This is a genomic window from Bradyrhizobium sp. ISRA436 (assembly GCF_029910015.1).
Classification (GTDB): domain Bacteria; phylum Pseudomonadota; class Alphaproteobacteria; order Rhizobiales; family Xanthobacteraceae; genus Bradyrhizobium.
The window spans coordinates 4200550-4220796 of record NZ_CP094519.1; the positions used below are offsets into that span (position 1 = coordinate 4200550).

The 20247-nt window shown below is 65.0% G+C and carries 19 protein-coding genes and 1 pseudogene; 14 read left to right on the forward strand and 6 right to left on the reverse strand.

Annotation, left to right across the window (positions count from 1 at the left end):
• The first annotated feature begins 186 nt into the window (after positions 1 to 186).
• From MTX23_RS19930 to MTX23_RS19945, 4 genes and pseudogenes are all read left to right on the forward strand, one after another.
• Positions 187 to 1659, forward strand: coding sequence for a protein adenylyltransferase SelO (locus tag MTX23_RS19930; RefSeq protein WP_280971913.1), 1473 nt, complete (start codon positions 187 to 189; stop codon positions 1657 to 1659).
• A gap of 314 nt (positions 1660 to 1973) precedes the next feature.
• Complete coding sequence (locus tag MTX23_RS19935) at positions 1974 to 2177, forward strand: hypothetical protein (protein ID WP_280971914.1); 204 nt, start codon at positions 1974 to 1976, stop codon at positions 2175 to 2177.
• Between the two features lie 58 nt (positions 2178 to 2235).
• Positions 2236 to 2703, forward strand: a pseudogene (locus tag MTX23_RS19940) (NADH-quinone oxidoreductase subunit B family protein); the annotation flags it as partial.
• A gap of 65 nt (positions 2704 to 2768) precedes the next feature.
• Complete coding sequence (locus MTX23_RS19945; RefSeq protein ID WP_280971915.1) at positions 2769 to 3263, forward strand: DUF892 family protein; 495 nt, start codon at positions 2769 to 2771, stop codon at positions 3261 to 3263.
• A gap of 482 nt (positions 3264 to 3745) precedes the next feature.
• Here MTX23_RS19945 and MTX23_RS19950 read toward each other — a convergent pair whose 3' ends face one another.
• Positions 3746 to 4609, reverse strand: coding sequence for a LysR family transcriptional regulator (locus MTX23_RS19950; protein WP_280971916.1), 864 nt, complete (start codon positions 4607 to 4609; stop codon positions 3746 to 3748).
• Between the two features lie 117 nt (positions 4610 to 4726).
• On the opposite strand from MTX23_RS19950, the gene MTX23_RS19955 reads away from it, so the two are divergent.
• From MTX23_RS19955 to MTX23_RS19965, 3 genes are all read left to right on the forward strand, one after another.
• Positions 4727 to 5662, forward strand: a complete 936-nt coding sequence (locus MTX23_RS19955; RefSeq protein WP_280971917.1) for an AEC family transporter — start codon at positions 4727 to 4729, stop codon at positions 5660 to 5662.
• Positions 5663 to 6274: 612 nt separating this feature from the next.
• Positions 6275 to 7423, forward strand: coding sequence for a ribonuclease D (gene rnd, locus MTX23_RS19960; RefSeq protein ID WP_280971918.1), 1149 nt, complete (start codon positions 6275 to 6277; stop codon positions 7421 to 7423).
• 340 nt (positions 7424 to 7763) lie between these two features.
• Positions 7764 to 7967, forward strand: a complete 204-nt coding sequence (locus MTX23_RS19965; protein WP_280971919.1) for a cold-shock protein — start codon at positions 7764 to 7766, stop codon at positions 7965 to 7967.
• An 84-nt stretch (positions 7968 to 8051) separates the two neighbouring features.
• Here MTX23_RS19965 and purN read toward each other — a convergent pair whose 3' ends face one another.
• Both purN and purM read right to left on the reverse strand, forming a co-directional pair.
• On the reverse strand, positions 8052 to 8702 hold the full coding sequence (gene purN, locus MTX23_RS19970; protein ID WP_280971920.1) for a phosphoribosylglycinamide formyltransferase: 651 nt from the start codon (positions 8700 to 8702) through the stop codon (positions 8052 to 8054).
• Positions 8699 to 9772 (reverse strand): phosphoribosylformylglycinamidine cyclo-ligase, encoded by a 1074-nt coding sequence (purM, locus tag MTX23_RS19975; protein WP_280971921.1) that lies wholly within the window; start codon positions 9770 to 9772, stop codon positions 8699 to 8701. Before purM ends, purN begins: the two co-directional genes overlap by 4 nt.
• A gap of 159 nt (positions 9773 to 9931) precedes the next feature.
• Here purM and MTX23_RS19980 point away from each other — a divergent pair, with 159 nt between their 5' ends.
• From MTX23_RS19980 to ppx, 4 genes are all read left to right on the forward strand, one after another.
• Complete coding sequence (locus tag MTX23_RS19980; RefSeq protein WP_280971922.1) at positions 9932 to 10474, forward strand: CDP-alcohol phosphatidyltransferase family protein; 543 nt, start codon at positions 9932 to 9934, stop codon at positions 10472 to 10474.
• A gap of 18 nt (positions 10475 to 10492) precedes the next feature.
• Positions 10493 to 11170: a chromosomal replication initiator DnaA gene (locus MTX23_RS19985; RefSeq protein WP_280971923.1), complete on the forward strand. Its 678-nt coding sequence runs from the start codon at positions 10493 to 10495 to the stop codon at positions 11168 to 11170.
• A 134-nt stretch (positions 11171 to 11304) separates the two neighbouring features.
• Positions 11305 to 13509, forward strand: a complete 2205-nt coding sequence (locus tag MTX23_RS19990) for an RNA degradosome polyphosphate kinase (RefSeq protein WP_280971924.1) — start codon at positions 11305 to 11307, stop codon at positions 13507 to 13509.
• A 12-nt stretch (positions 13510 to 13521) separates the two neighbouring features.
• Entirely contained in the window at positions 13522 to 15024 is a 1503-nt protein-coding gene (ppx, locus tag MTX23_RS19995) for an exopolyphosphatase (RefSeq protein ID WP_280971925.1), read from the forward strand.
• Positions 15025 to 15088: 64 nt separating this feature from the next.
• Here the strand turns inward: ppx and MTX23_RS20000 are convergent, their stop codons facing one another.
• Both MTX23_RS20000 and ndk read right to left on the reverse strand, forming a co-directional pair.
• Positions 15089 to 15928, reverse strand: a complete 840-nt coding sequence (locus tag MTX23_RS20000; RefSeq protein WP_280971926.1) for a TerC family protein — start codon at positions 15926 to 15928, stop codon at positions 15089 to 15091.
• A gap of 112 nt (positions 15929 to 16040) precedes the next feature.
• Complete coding sequence (gene ndk, locus MTX23_RS20005) at positions 16041 to 16463, reverse strand: nucleoside-diphosphate kinase (RefSeq protein ID WP_280971927.1); 423 nt, start codon at positions 16461 to 16463, stop codon at positions 16041 to 16043.
• A 347-nt stretch (positions 16464 to 16810) separates the two neighbouring features.
• Between ndk and MTX23_RS20010 the strand changes: the two genes are divergently transcribed.
• From MTX23_RS20010 to MTX23_RS20020, 3 genes are all read left to right on the forward strand, one after another.
• Positions 16811 to 17062 (forward strand): sulfur globule protein precursor, encoded by a 252-nt coding sequence (locus tag MTX23_RS20010; protein ID WP_280971928.1) that lies wholly within the window; start codon positions 16811 to 16813, stop codon positions 17060 to 17062.
• 216 nt (positions 17063 to 17278) lie between these two features.
• Complete coding sequence (locus tag MTX23_RS20015) at positions 17279 to 17455, forward strand: hypothetical protein (RefSeq protein ID WP_280971929.1); 177 nt, start codon at positions 17279 to 17281, stop codon at positions 17453 to 17455.
• Between the two features lie 130 nt (positions 17456 to 17585).
• Entirely contained in the window at positions 17586 to 19448 is a 1863-nt protein-coding gene (locus MTX23_RS20020) for an ABC-F family ATP-binding cassette domain-containing protein (protein ID WP_280971930.1), read from the forward strand.
• Between the two features lie 166 nt (positions 19449 to 19614).
• Here the strand turns inward: MTX23_RS20020 and MTX23_RS20025 are convergent, their stop codons facing one another.
• A complete protein-coding gene (locus MTX23_RS20025; protein ID WP_280978124.1) occupies positions 19615 to 20139 on the reverse strand; it encodes a hypothetical protein in 525 nt (174 codons plus the stop codon).
• Positions 20140 to 20247 lie beyond the last annotated feature (108 nt).

A 20247-nucleotide genomic window follows, 5' to 3' on the forward strand; every position in this document is an offset into this window, starting at 1 on the left:
AAAACTGATGTCGGAGGAAACGAATCGGCAGGCCTCGAGGGCCGGTGCCGAAGTTGCGCAGGGTTTACCTGAGGCGGCCGGGTGCGGCAACCAAGGGAACGCCCGGTTTCGGGACGAAACCGCACATTTTGACCCCGCCTGGCGGCAGGCGTTTGCCTATTCGCCCAGCCGGCCTATCTTTTGGACATGACCGTCCACTTCCCGTTCCAGAACACCTATTCGGCGCTGCCGGCGAACTTTTTCGCCCGGGTCGCGCCGACCCCGGTCGCCGCCCCCCGCCTGATCAAGCTGAACCGGCCGCTCGCCGTCCAGCTCGGGCTGGACCCGGACCTGCTGTCGACGCCCGAGGGCGCCGAAATCCTCGCCGGCAAGCGCCTGCCCGACGGGGCCGACCCGATCGCCATGGCCTATGCCGGCCACCAGTTCGGGCAGTTCGTGCCCCAGCTCGGTGACGGCCGCGCCATCCTGCTCGGCGAGGTCATCGACAGGGACGGCGTCCGCCGCGACATCCAGCTCAAGGGAAGTGGCCCCACTCCGTTCTCCCGCCGCGGCGACGGCCGCGCCGCGCTCGGTCCGGTGCTGCGCGAATACATCGTCAGCGAGGCGATGTTCGCTTTGGGCATCCCGACCACCCGCTCGCTCGCCGCCGTCGTCACCGGCGAGCCTGTGATGCGCGAGACCGCGCTGCCGGGCGCGGTGCTGACCCGGATCGCGGCGAGCCATATCCGCGTCGGCACCTTCCAGTTCTTCGCCGCCCGCGGCGACACCGACGGCGTGCGCGCGCTCGCCGACCACGTCATCGCCAGGCACTATCCGGAGCTGAAGAGCGCCGAGCGCCCCTACCACGACCTGCTGGCCGGCATCGTGGCGCGGCAGGCCGACCTCGTTGCGCGCTGGCTTTTGGTCGGCTTCATCCACGGCGTGATGAACACCGACAACACCTCAATCTCGGGCGAGACCATCGACTATGGCCCCTGCGCGTTCCTCGATGCCTACAACCCGGCCCAGGTGTTTTCCTCGATCGACGAGATGGGCCGCTACGCCTATGCCAACCAGCCGCGGATCGGCTTATGGAATCTGACCCGGCTTGCCGAATGCTTGCTGCCGCTATTCTCCGACGACACGGACAAGGCAATCGAACAGGCGCAGGCGATCCTCGGCGAATTCCCGGAAAAGTTCACCGTGGCCTATAATTCGGGCCTGCGCCGGAAGGTCGGCCTGTTCACCGTTCGCGAGGGCGACGAGGCGCTGATCCAGGCCCTGCTCGACGCCATGGCGAAGAACGAGGCCGACTTCACGTTGACCTTCCGCCAGCTCGGCGAAGCCGCAGCCGATGACGCCGCCGACGTCCGCGCGCAGTTCACCGATCCTTCCGTGTTCGACGAATGGGCCGGCCGCTGGCGCGCGCGCCTGGCGCTGGAGCCGCAGTCGGCGGCCGAGCGCAAGGCTGCGATGCACGCGGTCAATCCCGCCTTCATCCCGCGCAACCACCGCATCGAGGCCGCGATCGCGGCCGCCGTCAACGCGGACGACTACGCGCCGTTTGAGGAACTGCTGACGGTGCTGGCGAAGCCGTATCAAGATCAGCCGCAGTATGTGGCCTATGCAGACCCGCCACTGCCCGAACAGCGCGTGACGCAGACGTTCTGCGGGACGTGAGGCTCCAGCTTCGCAGGACGGATTAGCGTCAGCGCGATCCGCGCCTCTCGGCAAGTGGCGCGGCGGATTACGCCTTCGGCTAATCCGCCGGCCCGTTACTCCATCTACGCACTGAAGGTTCGCCTCGCCGTGGACGCGCTCGCCGTGGCTCTGCCGAAGCTCGTGGCGTGAGTTTCACCGGGGCGGCGGGCATCAGCTCCGTCAGCCGCGCGGCCTCGAATTTTTAGCAACGATTTCCGGCGCTAATCGTTGGCCGGACATCGCGGGACGCGTGGCCGCGAGGTTCCGTCCCGCCTCGATGACGGAGAGCCAGGATGGACGAGCGCGAACAGAGCCGCAAAGCCGCGTTCGAGCGCAGCAATCCAAACGGTGTCGAGCCGGCGCTCTCGGAGGACGACCTGCAGCGGCAGCAACTCGGGCCGCGCGGCGTGCCCGGACAACCGGACCCGGCCAAGATGACGCCACAACGGGCGAAGAAGACGCCGATCGATTCCGGTTCCGGCGGTCACACCGCGTGAGAATGGAGGAACCGCAATGACGATGACGTTGACCCGGACGTGGTTCGACGAGCGGAGCAATGAGCTTGGTGACCGCGGCTTTTTCGTCGCCCCGCTCGACGATCTCGTGACCTGGGCGCGATCGGGATCCCTGATGTGGATGACCTTCGGACTTGCCTGCTGTGCGATCGAGCAGATGCAGGTGTCGATGCCGCGCTACGACGTAGAACGCTTCGGCGCGGCACCGCGCGCCTCGCCGCGCCAGTCGGACGTCATGATCGTCTCGGGAACACTATGCAACAAGATGGCCCCCGCCCTGCGCAGGGTCTACGACCAGATGCCGGAGCCGCGCTACGTCATCTCGATGGGCTCCTGTGCCAATGGCGGCGGCTACTATCACTATTCCTACTCGGTCGTGCGCGGCTGCGACCGCATCGTCCCGGTGGACATCTACGTGCCTGGCTGTCCGCCCACCGCGGAGGCGCTGCTCTACGGCATCATGCTGTTGCAGAAGAAGATCCGCCGGACCGGCACGATCGAGCGATAGATTCTGATCCAGCGAACAGCGCGTCGAGCTGACGCTCTCGCGCCGAGACGAGAAAGGTGCCCAGCATGAAGATCACGACCTTCAAGGACATGTACATCGCCGAACTGCAGGAACTGGTCAGCGCCGAGACCCAGCTCGCCGCAGCCTTGCCGCGCATGGCGGAGGTTGCGTCGCATCCGTCGCTGAAGGATGCGTTTAGCAGCCATCACCGCGAAACCATCGTACAGGGCGAGCGGCTGAAATCGCTTCTGAGGACGCATGGCGCCGATCCTGACCTGCACACCGACCAGGCCATGCAGGCCCTGATCGGTGAGACCGCCAAGATGGTCTCGATATTGCCCGACGACAATCTGCGCGATGCCGCGCTGATCGCGTCGGCGCAGAGGCTCGAGCATTACGAGATCGCCGCCTATGGCAGCGCGGCTGCGCTCGCGGGCCAGCTTGACCTGCGGGACGACCAGCGCTTGCTGCACGACAGCCTCGAGGAAGAACGCCACGCCGACGCACTGCTGACGACGCTGGCCAAGGGCGAGATCAACCAGGACGCCCTGGCGGCATGATCGATCACTCCTCGGCTGGGACTTCCAATCGGAGGCACTTGCAAGTGCTTCCGAGATTCCGCGAAGAGCATCTCGTGAGCATTAACTCACCTTCCACCATGCCTCGCGCCCACGCGCGGTAACCATAAGGTTTAACAAGTCGTCAACGCTCCCCCAACAAGTCTAACGATTGGTGATGGGGGAGAATGAGCCGTGGATGCGTTTGCCTTTGAATTCATCGGAATGGCGATGATCGCGCTCTGCCTCGTCGTGCTGGCGATGCCCGCTGCGCGCCGGCCGTCGAAGAACATGCGCTACGAGTGAGCGGCCCGTCGTTGCATTACGAGATCGCATCGACGGCTGCTCGCGTGAGCGCATGCCATTAGCATCCTCGTCGGAAGGGCCCGCCCGCATTTATTTCTATTTCGGCGTGGCGCGGCCGGCGCGTCGCACGCGACGCCAGCCCCCCTGTTTCGACACCTCAGCCTTGCCCGTCTCGCCCGCTATTCCGGAGCGGCACGCGCTGCCGCGAGGAATGGCCGAAGCGCCGGGTTGAGGTTGCCCGGCCGCCACGCGATCACGTGCTCGATGGCGGGCGCGTTGTCCAGATCGCGCTGCACCAGGTTGGCGATGCCGAGCTTGCCCATCGATTCCGGCACCAGCGCGATGCCGAGATTCTCGGCCACCAGGTTCACGATGGTCTGCTGCAGCTCTACCTCGAGCCGGACATTCGGTTCGAACCCGCCGGAACGGCAGTAGCGGACGATCGCCTCGCGCAGCATCGGCGCGGCCTCGGTCGGGGTCGCGATCAGAGGCTCGCCCTTGAGCTGTTGGGCGCTGACCAGATCACGCGCGGCGAGAGGATGATCGGGATGCAGCGCCAGGCACAATCGCTCGCGATGGATGATATGCGTCTCAAGGCCCTTGATGGGACCGGGATTGAACATGATGGCGGCGTCGAACCGCCCGGTCAGCACCGCGTCGGCGAGCGCGCCGGGCACCACCTCGCGCAACTCCACGTGCACCTCGGGGTAATCGGCCATGTAGCGCCGCGCCAGGTTCGGCAGGCTCGTATAGGCGGCGTGCATCATGAACCCGATCGAAAGCTCGCCCAGTTCGCCGCATTCGGCGAGGCGCGCGTTGCGGCAGGCCTGATCGAAGCTCATCAGCACCGCGCAGGAGTCTTCGAGGAAGCGACGGCCGGCATGGGTCAGCGTCGCGCGCCGCGACTGGCGCTCGAACAGGCGAACGCCGAGTTCCTTCTCCAGCGCGGCGATCTGGCGACTCAGGGGCGGCTGGCTGATGTGCAGCCGCTCCGCCGCCCGGCCGAAGTGCAGGGTTTCCGCGAGCGCCACGAAGTAGCGCATTTGCCTGATGTCGATCATCGATACCGAAAAGGTATGAACAGGTACGCCAATCAGTATTGGATGATAACAGAGCCGCCGCATAGAGCTAAGGCGCACCCTTCAAGTCAGGCTCTCCCCGTGTTCTCCACCCTCACCGCCATCCTCCCCATTTTCTCGCTGATTTTCGCCGGATGGGTCGCCCGCCGCACCGGCGCGGTCGGGCCCCACGCGTCGGGGGAATTGAACCGGTTCGTGGTCTACCTCGCCCTGCCCGCGTTGCTCTTTGACATCATCGCCCATGCCCAATGGGCCGACGTCTGGCAGCCGAGCTTCATCGCAGCCTTCGGCATCGGGGCGGCGCTGGTGTTCTGCCTGACGATTGCCGTTCGCTGGCGCGGCCGCCAGCAGCTGGTCGATGCCGCCATCGACGGCCTCAACGCGGGCTACGCGAACACCGGGTTTGTCGGCTTTCCCCTGGCCGTGGCAGCGCTTGGCCGCGAGGCGCTGGCTCCAACCCTGATCGCCACGATCATCACGGTCTGCATGCTGTTTGCGATCGCGATTGTGCTGATCGAAACCGGCCTGCAAACCGAGAAGCGCCGCAGGCACGTCATTATCAAGGTGGGCCGTTCGCTGCTGCTCAATCCGCTGCTGGTGGCGCCCGCGCTGGGTGCGATCATTCCGCTCGCCGGCCTGAACGTCCCCGGCCCCGCGGAGAATTTCCTGAAGCTGCTCGGCGGCGCGGCCTCGCCCTGCGCGCTCGTCGCGCTCGGACTGTTTCTCGCAGCGAAGCGCGACGGGACCGAACAGGACATCGGGTCGGCGGCCCTGCTCGTCGGCTTCAAGCTCGTGCTGCAACCGGCCGTCACCTGGGTGATGGCGACGCTGGTGTTCGGCCTGTCGCCGCTGCTCACGCACACCGCCGTGCTTCTCGCCGCCCTTCCCACGGGAACGGGTCCCTTCATGCTGGCGGAGTTCTACCGGCGCGAGGCGAGCATGACTTCCAACGTCATCCTCGCGTCCACCATCGTGTCGGTCGTCACGCTCAGCCTTTATCTCGCCGTGGCGAGGTGACGATGCAGATCGCCAATCACTGATTTGCCCGACGGCGCAAGCCTCTCATGCAAAAATATTTCTGTTTATCAGAATTGCAACTCAGTGTATGAATAGCCCGTCTCACCTGTCTGAGGGGCGCTTCGCGATCGTCACGAGTGTTGGGTCGAGATGCGGTGGACGCCGAGCGCGTGACTGACGAGCACGCATGAGGCGGACGGCGAAATCGTGCAGGCCTGACGCCCTAGTGGCAGGTGTCTCATCAGCAAGAGCAAGCTCTCTCGCTGATGACGGTGACAACAAAGCCCAGTCTCGCCGGGGAGAGCACGTATAAGCCGTAAACCATCGCGCAGGGAAAGCCGGAGTGTTTTCCGGTTTCACCTGTGGTCCTACCTCCCGTGCTTTCCATTTGCACGGGACCCATGGGTGCGATCGGCACCCGGCTTTCCCTGCGCCCTCTCTCCCGGAGGGGGCGAAAACACAGCAAACCTCGGGCGCATTCCGTGCCGCGAGACCGCAAAGGCATGGAAAAAGGCCCAGTCCTGCCCCATATGCAGAGCCAAAGTCCCAGCAAGACCCTTGACATGACTGCCCTTTCGGCAGAACGCGTGTCTTGAGCGTCATGGACACTTCATGGATCTGATTACCACCACCTCCGAACTTGCGGCCGTCTGCGGCCGCCTCGCCAAACACAAGGTCATCACCGTCGATACCGAGTTCCTGCGAGAGACCACCTATTACCCGCTGCTCTGCGTCGTGCAGATGGCGAGCGCGGACGAAGCCGTCGTGATCGACGCGCTGGCGCCGGGCATCGACCTCAAACCGTTCTTCGACCTGATGTCGAACGAGGCGGTGTTGAAGGTCTTTCACGCCGCGCGGCAGGACATCGAGATCGTCTGGCACCTCTCCGGCACCATTCCGCATCCGATCTTCGACACTCAGGTTGCCGCCATGGTGCTCGGCTACGGCGACAGCATCGCCTACGACCAGCTCGTCGACCGCGTGACCGGGCACCGCCCCGACAAGACCCACCGCTTCACCGACTGGTCGCGCCGCCCGCTGACCAGCGAGCAGGTCCTCTATGCCGTCTCCGACGTCACCCATCTGCGCGAGGTGTTCGCGACGCTCGACGCCGACCTGAAGAAGCGCGGCCGCAGCGACTGGGTCAGCGAGGAGATGGAGATTCTGACCTCGCCGAAGACCTACGACTTCCACCCTGAGCGTGCTTGGGAGCGGCTCAAGACCCGCGTGCGCAAGCCTCGCGAGCTCGCCGTCCTGATCGAGGTCGCGGCCTGGCGCGAACAGGAAGCGCAAAGCCGCGACGTGCCGCGCTCGCGCGTGCTGAAGGACGACGCGGTCGGCGATATCGCAACCCATGCGCCGACGTCGCTCGATAAGCTCGCCAATCTGCGCTCGCTGCCGAAAGGTTTCGAGCGCTCGAAATGGGGCGCGGATATCATCGCCGCCGTGCAGCGCGGGCTCGCGCGCGACCAGGCCTCGCTGCCGAAGCTGGAAAAGCCGCGCAACAATGCGAATGGCGCTGCCACCGTCGAACTGTTGAAGGTGCTGCTGCGCATGACCTCGGAGCGGCACGCGGTTGCGAGCAAGGTGATCGCGACCGTCGACGATCTCGAGCAGATCGCGGCCAGCGACAATGCCGATGTCGGCGCCCTGCACGGCTGGCGTCGCGAATTGTTCGGCGAGGCCGCGTTGAAGCTGAAGCACGGCCAGCTCGCGCTCGCCATCGACAAGGGCCGCGTGGTGCGGGTTGACCGGGGGTAGCGCGCGCCGTGCCCGGAGATGTCGTCCGGTTCCCTGGCTGTCGGCCATTGGCCGAATGCAACAGATTGTCTCCGGCGGCCACAGGCTCCGGTTGCGCCACACGAAACTGTCGCCCTGCGCCGGAGGCTTGCTAACTCAGGATTTTCATGTTGCAATCCCTGCACAATCGGACTGCGGCCGTTCGACTGTGCGTTTCGCGACGTTGAGATCCAAGGCTTCGAGAGACAAGACTTCGGACTTGAAGATTCGGGAATTGAACAGACACCGGGAAGCCCGTTTGTGGCGTGGCACGTGCGAAACGTGGCCGCGTCTTTTTTATGTCTAAACTGGGAGAAAGGCGATGCCGAAGGGTACCGTCAAGTGGTTCAACCCGACCAAGGGTTACGGGTTCATCAAGCCGGCAGTCGGAGACAAGGACGTGTTCGTTCACATCTCGGCGGTCGAACGCGCAGGCCTTACCACACTCAACGAGAACCAGGCGATCGAGTACGAGCTGGTGGAGAGCCGCGGCAAGACGTCGGCGGAAAATCTCAAGGTCAACTGAACGTCGGCGCCGTCGGCGCAACCAATCCTGATGCCTCCCCCGGCCGCATCACCCCGGGGGATTTCTTTTTTGCGCTTACGCGCCTCACCCCATCGGCGCGATCAACGTGCGATCGGACGCGGCGCTGCCCAGCGTCCTGCAGCGGTCCCCGTCCAGCTCCAGCCGGCCGCTCGCCAACAGCCGCAGCGCCTCGGGGTAGATGCGATGCTCGATTGTGATGACGCGCGCGGCGAGCGTCTCGGGCGTGTCGTCATCGGCGACGGTGACCGCGCCCTGCATCACGATCGGACCCGCGTCGGTCTCCGGGATCACGAAATGCACCGTCGCACCGGAAAGCTTGACGCCCGCGCGCAACGCCTGGCCGTGCGGATCGAGGCCGGGGAAACACGGCAGCAGCGAGGGGTGGATGTTGAGCATCCGGCCATACCAGCGCCGCGCGAAATCGGCGGTGAACAGCCGCATGAAGCCGCCGAGGCAGATCAGCTCGACCTGCTTTTCGTCGAGCGCCCGTTGCAGCACCGCCTCGAAGCCGGCGCGATCCTTGCCGAACGGCTTGCTCTCGACGACGACGGTCGGAACGCCGGCTGCGGCCGCCTTCTCAAGCCCGGCGGCGTCGGCGCGGTTGGAGATCACGACCACGATCTCGGCCGGAAAGTCCGGTGCCCTGGCGGCCTCGATCAGCGCGGCCATGTTGGAGCCGCGGCCGGAGATCAGAATGGCGACCCGGCGCTTCATTGGGCGAGATCGAGATGACCGCTGTAGACCACGCGATGCTCGTCCTTGGCCGCGATCACCTCGCCGAGCACTGCCACGGTCTCGCCGCTTGCGGTGAAGACCTCGGTTACCCGGTCGACCGCATCAGCCTTGACGATCGCGATCATGCCGATGCCGCAGTTGAAGGTGCGCAGCAGCTCGAGCTCGGCGATGCCGCCCAGCTCCGCCAGCCATTTGAACACCGGCAGGACCGGCAGCCGCGACAGATCGATGCCAACGCCGAGATGCTTGGGCAGCACACGTGGGATGTTGTCGGTGAAGCCGCCGCCGGTGATATGGGCGAGGCCCTTCACCGCGCCGGTCTCGCGGATCGCGCGCAGGCAGGATTTCACGTAAAGCCGCGTCGGCGTCAGCAGCGCCGCGCCCAGCGTCATCACCGGCGAGAACGGAGCGGGCGCATCGTAGCGAACCCTGGATTGCTCGACGATCTTGCGCACCAGCGAATAGCCGTTGGAGTGCACGCCCGAGGAGGTCAAGCCGATCACCGCGTCGCCCACGGCGATATCGGCGCTCGGCAGCAAGGTGCCGCGCTCGGCCGCGCCGACGGCAAAGCCGCCGAGGTCGTAGTCGCCGTCCTTGTAGAGGCCGGGCATCTCGGCGGTCTCACCGCCGATCAGGGCGCAGCCGGATTCCCGGCAGCCTTCGGCGATGCCGGCGACGATCGCGGCGGTGGCCTCCGGATCGAGCTTGCCGCAGGCGAAATAGTCGAGGAAGAACAGCGGTTCCGCGCCCTGCACGACAAGGTCGTTCACCGACATCGCGACCAGGTCGACGCCGATGCCGCCGTGGATGCCGGTTTCGATCGCGATCTTGAGCTTGGTGCCGACGCCGTCGGTCGCCGCCACCAGGACGGGATCCTTGAAGCCGGCGGCCTTGAGGTCGAACAAGCCGCCGAAGCCGCCGATCTCGGCATCCGCGCCGGGCCGTGCGGTCGCCCGCACCATCGGCTTGATCAGATCGACCAGACGATTGCCGGCGTCGATGTCGACGCCCGAATCCGCGTAAGTGAGCCCGTTTTTGCGCTCGGTCATGCCCAATTCCAGATGATCAGGGGCTGGTTACGAGGAATTCCGCCCCCGTGCAATGGCTCGCGGCAATGCGGCCACGATACTATGTAGATAACATCGGTCCGTTGCTGCCAAGAGCCGGATATTGAGTAAAATCAGGCTTCTAGCCGGGAAGCGACCAAGTTGAGCATTCCGAACATCATTACCCTCGGCCGCATCATCCTGGTGCCGGTGATCGTCTGGGCCATCGTCTCCAGCCAGATGGAGATCGCGTTTGCGATCTTCGTGATCGCCGGGGTCTCGGACGCGGTCGACGGGTTTCTTGCCAAGCGCTTCAACATGACGAGCGAGCTTGGCGCCCTGCTCGATCCGCTAGCCGACAAGGCACTGCTGGTGTCGATCTATGTCTCGCTCGGGATCTGGGGCGCGGTGCCGCGCTGGCTCGTGATCCTCGTCGTGTCGCGCGATATCATGATCGTGTCCGCCGTGATTGTGTCATGGTTGTTCGACAAGCCGGTCGAGATGAAGCCGCTGATGGTGTCGAAGCTCAACACGGTGGCGCAGGTCGCGTTCGCGGCGCTGGTGCTGGCCTCGCTCGGCTTCGGCTTTCAGCCGCACCCCTACGACCTGATCCTGATGGGGCTGGTCACGATCTTTACTTTGGTTTCGGTGTCCCTCTATCTCGTGGAGTGGCTGCGACACATGAGCACGATCGAAGCCCGATAGCCTGGTTTGGAGATTTGTGTGGCAGGTAGCGTTCAACCTCGTCAATTGGCCCTGGCACTGCCGCACGAGGAGAGACTGACGCGAGACGATTTCCTCGAGGGGCCGGCCAACGAAGCCGCGTTGACGCTCGTCGACCGCTGGCCTGACTGGCCGAACCGCATCATGCTGCTGGTCGGGCCGGAGGGCTCCGGCAAGAGCCACCTCGCCGCGATCTGGGCCGAGCACGCCGGCGCGCGCTCGACCTCGGCGCACGCGCTCACTGCGGATGCCGTGCCCGGCGCGCTGGCGACCGGCGCGTTGGTGGTTGAAGACCTCAGGCCGTCGGATTTCGACGAGCGCGCGATGTTCCACCTGATGAATCTCGCGCGCCAGGATGACGCCTTCGTGCTGCTGACGGCCCGCGTATCGCCATCGGCCTTCGAGATCGACCTGCGCGACCTGTGTTCGCGGCTCCGCGCGGTGCCGACGGTGACGCTGCTGCCGCCCGACGATCAGCTGTTCCGCGGCCTCATCGTGAAATTCTGCGCCGACCGCCAGATGACCGTGGACGAGCAGATCGTGAGCTACCTGACCACCCGGATCGAGCGCTCCTATGCCGCCGTCCGGCAAGCGGTCGAGCTGTTGGACACCGAGGCGCTCCGGCTGGGCCGGCCGGTTACGCGGGCACTGGCGGCGGAGTTGTTGCGCGATGCGTGAACGGGGCCGCCCGGCTTGACGGCGGAAGCGGCTGGAACATCAATGTCATCGAAACGTCATCGCAATATCACATGGTCGGTGCGGCTCTCGGCTAGACCGCTCAGGGCCGATGCCTCGGATTGGATCGACATTTAATGGACTCGTCGCAAGCTATTGAAATCAAAGACAAAGAGCCGGATGTTGCCGCACTCCCCGCGATTGCGACCAGCCCCGAGCGATTCATCAATCGCGAGCTCTCCTGGCTGCATTTCAATCGCCGGGTGCTTGAGGAGTCGGTCAACACAGGTCATCCCGTGCTGGAGCGGGTTCGATTCCTGTCGATTTCGGCCAATAACCTTGACGAGTTCTTCATGGTCCGCGTCGCCGGCATCAAGGCGCAGGTCCGTGAAGGCATCCCGGAGCGCAGCCCTGACGGCCTCACCCCGTCCGAGCAGCTCGTTGTGATCAACAAGAACGTGTCGCAGCTCGCCTCCGACCAGCAGGCGATCTGGCGCGACCTCCGCACCATCCTGTCCGAGGTCGGCATCCAGCTCGTCGACGGGCGCGACGTCACCAAGTCCGAGCGGGCCTGGATCGAGGATCACTTCCTCCACAACATCTTCCCGCTGCTGACACCATTGGCGATCGATCCGGCGCATCCGTTCCCGTTCATTCCGAATCTCGGTTTCACCGTCGCCCTGCAACTGTCGCGGATCTCCGACGGCAAGCCGATGAACGCGCTGATCCGCATGCCGGGCAAGATCGACCGCTTCATCCGCTTCCCCTCCAGTAAGGAGGGTGGTCCGGCCCGCCTGATCACGCTGGAACAAGCCACCGGCCTGTTCATCGGCCGTCTGTTCCCCGGCTACACCGTCAAGGGCCAGGGCGCGTTCCGGATCATCCGCGACTCAGAACTGGAAATCGAGGAAGAGGCCGAAGACCTGGTCCGCGTGTTCGAGACCGCGCTGAAGCGGCGCCGGCGCGGATCGGTGATCCGGCTCGAGATCGAGGCCAAGATGCCGGAGGAGCTGCGCAGCTTCGTGCAGCACGCATTGTCGGCGTCCGACGACGAGGTGTTCCTGGTCGACGGCGTGCTCGCGATGAACGAGCTCTCGCAGCTCACGCGCCTCGATCGTCCCGACCTTGAATTCCCGCCCTACGTCCCGCGCCATCCCGAGCGCGTGCGCGATCATGGCGGCGATATCTTCGCAGCCATCCGGCAGAAGGACCTCATCGTCCATCACCCCTATGAATCGTTCGACGTTGTCGTGCAGTTCCTGCAGCAGGCAGCGCGCGATCCCGACGTCGTCGCGATCAAGCAGACGCTCTATCGCACCTCGAACAATTCACCGATCGTACGCGCGCTCGCGGAAGCCGCCGAAGCGGGCAAGTCGGTGACGGCGTTGATCGAATTGAAGGCGCGCTTCGACGAGGAAGCCAACATCCGCTGGGCCCGCGACCTCGAGCGCGCCGGCGTGCAGGTCGTGTACGGCTTCATCGAGCTGAAGACGCACGCCAAGCTGTCGATGGTGGTGCGCCGCGAGGCCGGCAGCCTCACCACCTATGTGCACACCGGCACCGGCAACTATCATCCGGTCACCGCGCGCATCTACACCGACCTCTCCTACTTCACCTCCGACCCGATCATCGGCCGCGACGTTGCGCGCGTATTCAACTACATCACCGGCTATGCCGAACCGAGCGACATCGAGAAGATGGCGGTGTCGCCGCTGACGCTGCGCAAGCGCATCATCGAACACATCCACGACGAGATCGCCCACGTCCGTCACGGACGGCCCGGCGCGATCTGGATGAAGATGAATGCGCTGGTCGATCCCGATATCATCGACGCGCTGTACGAAGCCTCGCAGGCCGGCGTCTCGATCGAGCTTGTGGTGCGCGGCATCTGCTGCCTGCGCCCCGGCTTGCCCGGATTGTCGGAGAACATCCGCGTCAAGTCGGTGATCGGCCGGTTCCTGGAACACGGCCGAATCTACTGCTTCGGCATGGGGCAAGGCCTGCCGAGCACAAAAGCTGCTGTGTATATCTCGTCCGCAGACATGATGCCGCGCAACCTCGACCGTCGCGTCGAGGTTCTCTGTCCGCTGCAAAATCCCACAGTGCATCAGCAGGTTCTCGAACAGATCATGGTTGCGAACCTGAAGGACACCGAGCAGAGCTGGCAATTGTTGCCGGATGGATCGTCAACGCGTATGAAGGCCGCGAAAGGCGAGGAGCCCTTCAATCTGCACAACTACTTCATGACAAATCCGAGTCTGTCCGGCCGTGGTAAGTCTCTCAAAGAATCTTCGCCGCGCCGGCTCACACGTCGTAACGAACGTCAGCAGGCATCGTCATAAGGGGGCCTCACGGTGAAGCGACCGCGGAAGCGCGCTTCCAGCGTCGCTGTCATCGATATTGGTTCGAACTCCGTTCGTCTCGTGGTCTACGAGGCGATGGCGCGCAGCCTCGTCACCATCTTCAACGAGAAGGCTCTGTGCGGGCTCGGCCGCGAGGTGCAGAGCACCGGCCTGCTCGCGACCGATGCGGTCAACAAGGCACTCACCGCGCTTCGCCGCTTTCGCGCGCTGTGCAAGATCCAGCAGGTCGGCCGCGTCTACGCGATCGCAACCGCGGCCTGCCGCGATGCCAAGAACGGCTCTGACTTCATCGCCAAGGCCGAACGCATCTGCGGCGCGAAGATCGAAATTCTGTCCGGGCCGCGCGAAGCAAAGCTGTCGGCGCTCGGTGTCGTCTCCGGCGTGCACAATGCAAACGGCATCGTGGGCGATCTCGGCGGCGGTTCGCTCGAACTGATCGACGTGAGGGGCAATCGCGTGCGCAGCGGCGTCACGCTGCCGCTCGGCAGCCTCGCGCTGCAGGACCTCTCGCATAAGTCGCTCAAGCGTGCCGAGCGCATCGTCAAGAACGAGCTGCTCGGCGTCGCCCAGCTCAAGGCCGGCCGTGGCCGCACCTTCTACGCGGTCGGCGGCACTTGGCGTGCGCTTGCGCGCATCCACATCATCCAGAGCGGCTATCCGCTCAAGGTGATGCACGGCTATTCGATTCCGGCGGCCGACGCGCTCGATTTCGCGCAGCGGCTGCGGCGGCTCGCGGCCACCAATATGCTGGCCAATATCGAGGCGGTCGCCGACGCACGCCGGCCGCTGCTGACCTATGCCGCACTCGTGCTCGAATACATCATCCGCGTCGCGCAGCCGAAGACCATCGTGTTCTCGACCTTCGGCGTTCGCGAGGGCCTGCTGTACGAAATGCTGCCGCCGGCCGAGCGCGCCAAGGACGGCCTCGCCTGCGCCGCGCAGGACCTCAACGAATTGCTGTCACGCTCGGCCCGTCACGCCCGGGAGCTGACCGCCTGGACCGACCGCCTGGTGCGCGTGGTGAAGTTGCGTGAGATGGAGGAGGATCGCCGGCTGCGTCACGTCGCCTGCCTGCTCTCCGACATCGGCTGGCGCGTGCACCCCGATCATCGCGGCGAGGAAACCCTCAGCCTGATCATGAACGGCAATTTCGGCTCGATCACGCATCAGGGACGCGCCTTCGTCGCGCTCTCGGTGTTCTATCGCTACGCCGGGCTCAGCGAGGAAAACGAACCGCCGCTGCAGATCCGCGAGCTGGTGACACCGGCCATGAACGAGCGCGCCCGCCTGCTCGGCGCGGCGTTCCGTGTCGCGCATCTGATCACGGCGGCGCGGACGGGCGTGTTGCCGGCGACTCATTTCCGGACCGAGGGGCGCAAGCTGATGCTGGTGTTCGAGCACCGGATGGTCGATCTGGTCGCCGACCGGGTCGGCAGCCGCTTCAGGCAGTTGGCGCGACTGGTCGGGCGGTCCGGCTCGATCGTCAGGCGCTAAAGCGCGATGAGATTGGGTTGAATCGTCATCGCGCTTTAAGCTCACATCTAGACGATCGCCGCCGTCACGCGGCTTCTGCGGAATGCTTGGCCTTCCGCAGCGCCTGCCGGCGCCAGATCGATCCGGCGATCAGCACCACGATGATACCGAGCACGGCAAGCAGGATCTCGCCGCCGCTGCCGCCATGGGCGAACTGCGGCGCCATCCCGACCGAAGCCAGCCAGGAATCGAGCCTGGAGCCGAGCGGTCCGGCAAACAGCGCATCCAGTCTCGGATGCACGGCCGGATCGGTCGCGATGACCTCGCCCGCGATCCAGCCGAGCAGCGCAGCACCGGCCCAGATCAGGATCGGCAGCTTGTTGAGCAGCGCCATGATTAGCGCGGCGCCGGCGACGATCAGGGGAACGCTGATCGCAAGTCCCAGCACCAGCAGCGGCACGCTGCCATTGGCCGCCGCGGCCACCGCGATCACATTGTCGAGGCTCATCACGATGTCGGCGACGACGACGATCTGCACCGCCGCCCATAGATGGGAGGCCGCATCCACGCTGTCTTCGTCCTGCCGCTCCGGCACCAGGAGCTTGGCCGCGATCACGATCAGCGCCAGCCCGCCGACGAGCTTCAGATAGGGCAGCCCCATCAGGCTGGCGACGATGCCGGTGAAGATGACGCGCAAGAGCACCGCGGCCGCGGCGCCGAGGATCATGCCCCACAGGCGCTGGCGCGGCGCCAGGCCGCGGCAGGCGAGCGCGATCACGAGCGCGTTGTCGCCCGACAGCAGCACATTGATCCAGATGATCTTGCCGACCGCGACCCAGAAGGTCGCCGTCGCCATCTCGTTCTTGAACTCGGTGAAAAACGCACCAAGATGCGCGGGATCAAAGATCTGCCACAGCCAGTCCACAGCGCGTCCTTTTCGGCCTCACGGCCGCCCCGGCGGCGAACGCTCGCCGCTCCCCTAGTTTAATCGGGCCCGGTCTCTTCGGCGGACCGCAGCCCTGGTCTTCGGATCGGCGTTAGCCGACGATTTCGTTGCCGGCGAAGAACTGCGCGATCTCGACCACCGCGGTCTCCGGCGCGTCAGAACCGTGCACCGAATTCTCGCCGATCGACTTCGCATAGAGCTTGCGGATCGTACCCTCGGCGGCCTTCGACGGATCGGTCGCGCCCATCACGTCGCGATATTTAAGGATGGCGCCCTCGCCTTCCAACACCTGGACCACCACCGGGCCGGAGGTCATGAAGTCGACCAACTCGCCGAAGAACGGGCGCTCCTTGTGGACCGCGTAGAAGGTCTCGGCCTGGCCGCGGGTCATGCGAATGCGCTTCTGCGCCACGATCCGCAGGCCCGCCTTCTCGATCACAGCATTGACCGCACCGGTCAGGTTGCGCTCGGTGGCGTCGGGCTTGATGATCGAAAAGGTGCGTTCAATCGCCATGATTTCGTCCTTGCAAAGGGTGGTTGGGAGTTGCCGGGGCTTATATCGGCGCGATGCAGTCACGGCAAGCGACCCTGTGACGCGTTAGCCTTTAGTTTTGACGCGTTCTCGTGCCCGAAGCCGGCCCGGCAACCGTCACCGGCAAGGCCTTTCGCACCGGCCAAATTACGACGATTTCACAAAGGTGAACCCAATCTGTCACGGCCGTGCCGCCGTCGTTCAGCTCCGCCTCGCTAGGCTCCTCACCGATCGGACGCCTTGGGCCTATCCGCAAGCCTAACAAGACGTCTCGGGAAACGATGTCACCGCGGGCGCCTCGTGCGCGCCCAAACCTCGAGGAGACGATCATGTTGCGCAAACTCTCGCTTGCTGCAGTTGCCGCGATTTCGCTGGGTGCGGCCGCGCTCGCCCCAACCTCCGCCTCTGCCTGGGATGGCTGGCACGGAGGATGGCATGGCTGGCACCGCGGTTGGTGGGGCCCGCGCGTCGTCGTCGGCGGTCCCGCCTATTACGGGTACGGCTATGGCGGCTGCTATGTGCGGCGCGTGGTGCCGACCCCCTGGGGCCCCCGCTGGCGCCTGGTCAACCGTTGCTATTGACCTGACCTACCTCCACCTACCCTCCCCCTGACTTGTTCAGCCCCGGCCTTTTGCGCCGGGGCCTTTCTTGCCCGCGGGAACCTGTCGTTCCACGACTCTACCTCAAGGTGAAGACGAGAAGGATTGGACTACCGGAAACAAAATTCCGAGTCGCGACTTGTAATGGCACGGAAATCACTCGAACCTTGCGAGGTGGAACTCGCTACGAGACAAGCCATGACGCCGACTCAGACCAACAGCGATCTCGACCAAATCGATCACAAGACCTGCCGCTACATCTGCGATGCCGTAGGTGAGCGGCTCCAGCAGAGCATGCGTCCCGAGCCTTCACTTTCGTCTCGCTTGCAGCAGCTCATGGATGAGCTGCGTCGACGGGAGAACGACCATCATTAGACGTTAGTGGGCGGACAAAACAGACGTTACTGGCGGACAAAACGCCCTAAATAGGTTTTCCAAAGCGCACCCAGACAGATTTTACAGATTGACGGGTTGCGTTTGGCAGCGGGTCCGGTGACAACGCTGCATGCTCTCCATTACCGACATCTCGATCCGGGTCGCCGGACGGCTGTTGATTGATCACAGTTCCGTGCAGGTTGTGCCCGGCGCCCGTGTTGGATTCGTCGGCCGTAACGGCGTCGGCAAGTCGACGCTGTTCCACGCCATCCGCGGCGACATCCCGACCGAAAGCGGCAGCATCACGCTTCCGCCGCGCTGGCGGATCGGTAGCCTCGCGCAGGAGGCGCCCGACGGGCCCGAAAGCCTGATCAGCGTCGTGCTCAAGGCTGATCTCGAGCGCGACTCGCTGCTGCGCGAGTCGGAGACGGCGCACGACCCGCATCGGATCGCCGAGATCCAGACGCGGCTCGTCGATATCGACGCCCATTCGGCTCCCGCCCGCGCCGCCGCGATTCTCGGCGGCCTCGGCTTCTCGACCGCCGATCAGGCGCGGCCCTGCGCGGAGTTTTCCGGCGGCTGGCGCATGCGCGTCGCGCTGGCAGCAACGCTGTTCGCGGCGCCCGATCTGCTGCTGCTCGACGAGCCGACCAACTATCTCGATCTCGAGGGCACGCTGTGGCTCGAGAACCACCTCGCCAACTATCCGCGCACGGTGATCGTGATCAGCCACGACCGCGACCTGCTGGACACGTCGGTCGACCAGATCCTGCACCTCGATAACGGCAAGCTGACGCTCTACAAGGGCACCTATTCATCGTTCGAGGAACAGCGCGCCGCCCGCGAATTGCTCGACGCCAAGCATGCCAAGCGGCAGGCCGACGAGCGCAAGCGCCTGCAGGCCTTCGTCGACCGCTTCAAGGCCAAGGCCTCCAAGGCGCGTCAGGCGCAGTCACGCGTCAAGATGCTGGAGCGGATGAAGCCGGTCACGGCACTCGTGACCCAGGATGTGCGCGAGATCTCCTTCCCCGTGCCGGAGAAGTTGTTGTCGCCGCCGATCATCGCGGTCGATGACGTCTCGGTCGGCTACGAGCCAGGCAAGCCTGTCCTCAATCGCGTGACGCTGCGTATCGATACCGACGACCGCATTGCGCTGCTCGGCGCCAACGGCAACGGCAAGTCGACGCTGGTCAAGCTGCTCGCGGGCAAGCTCGCGCCTTTCTCCGGAAAAATCGTTCGGGCGGACAAATTGTCGATCGGCTACTTCGCCCAGCATCAGGTCGATGAGCTCAATCTCGACGCCTCGCCCTATGACCACGTCCGCAGGCTGATGCCCGATGCGCCCGAGAGCAAGGTGCGCGGCCGCGTCGGCGCGATCGGCTTTTCCGGCAAGGCCGGAGACACGCTGGTGAAGAGCCTGTCGGGAGGTGAAAAGGCACGGCTGCTGCTTGGGCTCGCGACCTTCTTCGGCCCGAACATGATTATCCTGGACGAACCGACCAACCACCTCGACATCGACAGCCGCGCAGCGCTCGCGGAGGCGATCAACGACTTCCCCGGCGCCGTCATGATGGTCTCGCACGACCGCTATCTCATCGAGGCTTGTGCCGACCGATTGTGGATCGTCGCCAACCAGACCGTTACGGCGTATGACGGTGATCTCGACGAATATCGAAAGATGATCCTGGCGGCCAACAACGGCCGGCCGACGTCACGCGAGCGCGTCAGGGAGGCCGCAAGGCCTGACCGCGGCAGGACCGAAAGGCGCGTGCCACCGAAGCAGCGGATCGCGCAAGCGGAGACCGAGATCGAGCGCATCACCGGCATCATCGCCAAGATCGACACTGCGCTCGCGCTGCCCGACATCTTCACCCGCGATCCCAAGCAGGCGGCACAGCTCGCCAAGGCCCGCGCCGGCGCCGAGAGCGCACTACAACGCGCCGAGGAAGAATGGCTCGAAGCCAGCGCCGAACATGACGAGGCGGCGAGCTAAAGCACAATGAGATTGGGTTGCGCTGGAGCGGCGACAGAGCTTCACTCTCCCTTGGGAGAGGTGAAGCGAGCCCGTGGGGCGAATCGATTCGGCCCAAACTCGTCTTGCTCTAGGTCGCGACGAAGGGTCGCAGCGCTCGGTTTGACGGAAGCCCGGATATCGTGACTCAACCGTTCGAGGTTGCCGCGTGCTTTTTCGGCTTCTTCTTCGGCTTCGCGACCTTCGGCTCAGGCGCGGGCTCCGGGGCACGCTCGACCGAAGTCAGCCGCCCTGCCGTGAAGGTGTAGATGCCCGCGCGCGGCCCGCGCAACCAGGTCACGACCGCGACACGGTCGCCGCTCGGACTGCTTGAGAGGTTCACGCTGTCGGGCGCGCCGATGCCGCGCACGACGTCACACTCGGTGTGGCCGAGCGCAACGCTGCCACCTGTCGGCTGCTGAGGCGGCGGCGCCGCAGCGGCGCCATTTGCAAGCGCGTTGGCGTCGGCAGCGCCGGGCGGCGGTCCCATCCCCGGACATCCGCCGTCGGCACTCACGAGATCGTCGTTGGTGACCGGCTTGTCCGGCGTCAGCGGCGGCGCATCGATCGAGATGTTGCGAATGAACAGCCGGCCGGGACGCGAGAACCAGTTCGCGTCGCGCGACAGCAAGTCGGAGGCACTCGAACAGCCGGCTAGACCAGGCGCGAGGATAAGCAGCGCCAGCAGCGATTTCCGACTGAATGTTCCGTCCCGCACGATCGACAAAGCTCCCGCCCCTTCACGTAAGGGGTTGTCCGAACATCACTTTGCGGCATGACC

Coding starts and splice junctions, on each gene's coding strand:
- MTX23_RS19930 (WP_280971913.1), top strand. CDS start 187: ATGACCGTCCACTTCCCGTTCCAGAACACCTATTCGGCGCTGCCGGCG.
- MTX23_RS19935 (WP_280971914.1), top strand. CDS start 1,974: ATGGACGAGCGCGAACAGAGCCGCAAAGCCGCGTTCGAGCGCAGCAAT.
- MTX23_RS19945 (WP_280971915.1), top strand. CDS start 2,769: ATGAAGATCACGACCTTCAAGGACATGTACATCGCCGAACTGCAGGAA.
- MTX23_RS19950 (WP_280971916.1), bottom strand. CDS start 4,609: ATGCGCTACTTCGTGGCGCTCGCGGAAACCCTGCACTTCGGCCGGGCG.
- rnd (WP_280971918.1), top strand. CDS start 6,275: ATGGATCTGATTACCACCACCTCCGAACTTGCGGCCGTCTGCGGCCGC.
- MTX23_RS19965 (WP_280971919.1), top strand. CDS start 7,764: ATGCCGAAGGGTACCGTCAAGTGGTTCAACCCGACCAAGGGTTACGGG.
- purN (WP_280971920.1), bottom strand. CDS start 8,702: ATGAAGCGCCGGGTCGCCATTCTGATCTCCGGCCGCGGCTCCAACATG.
- purM (WP_280971921.1), bottom strand. CDS start 9,772: ATGACCGAGCGCAAAAACGGGCTCACTTACGCGGATTCGGGCGTCGAC.
- MTX23_RS19990 (WP_280971924.1), top strand. CDS start 11,305: ATGGACTCGTCGCAAGCTATTGAAATCAAAGACAAAGAGCCGGATGTT.
- ndk (WP_280971927.1), bottom strand. CDS start 16,463: ATGGCGATTGAACGCACCTTTTCGATCATCAAGCCCGACGCCACCGAG.
- MTX23_RS20010 (WP_280971928.1), top strand. CDS start 16,811: ATGTTGCGCAAACTCTCGCTTGCTGCAGTTGCCGCGATTTCGCTGGGT.
- MTX23_RS20015 (WP_280971929.1), top strand. CDS start 17,279: ATGACGCCGACTCAGACCAACAGCGATCTCGACCAAATCGATCACAAG.
- MTX23_RS20020 (WP_280971930.1), top strand. CDS start 17,586: ATGCTCTCCATTACCGACATCTCGATCCGGGTCGCCGGACGGCTGTTG.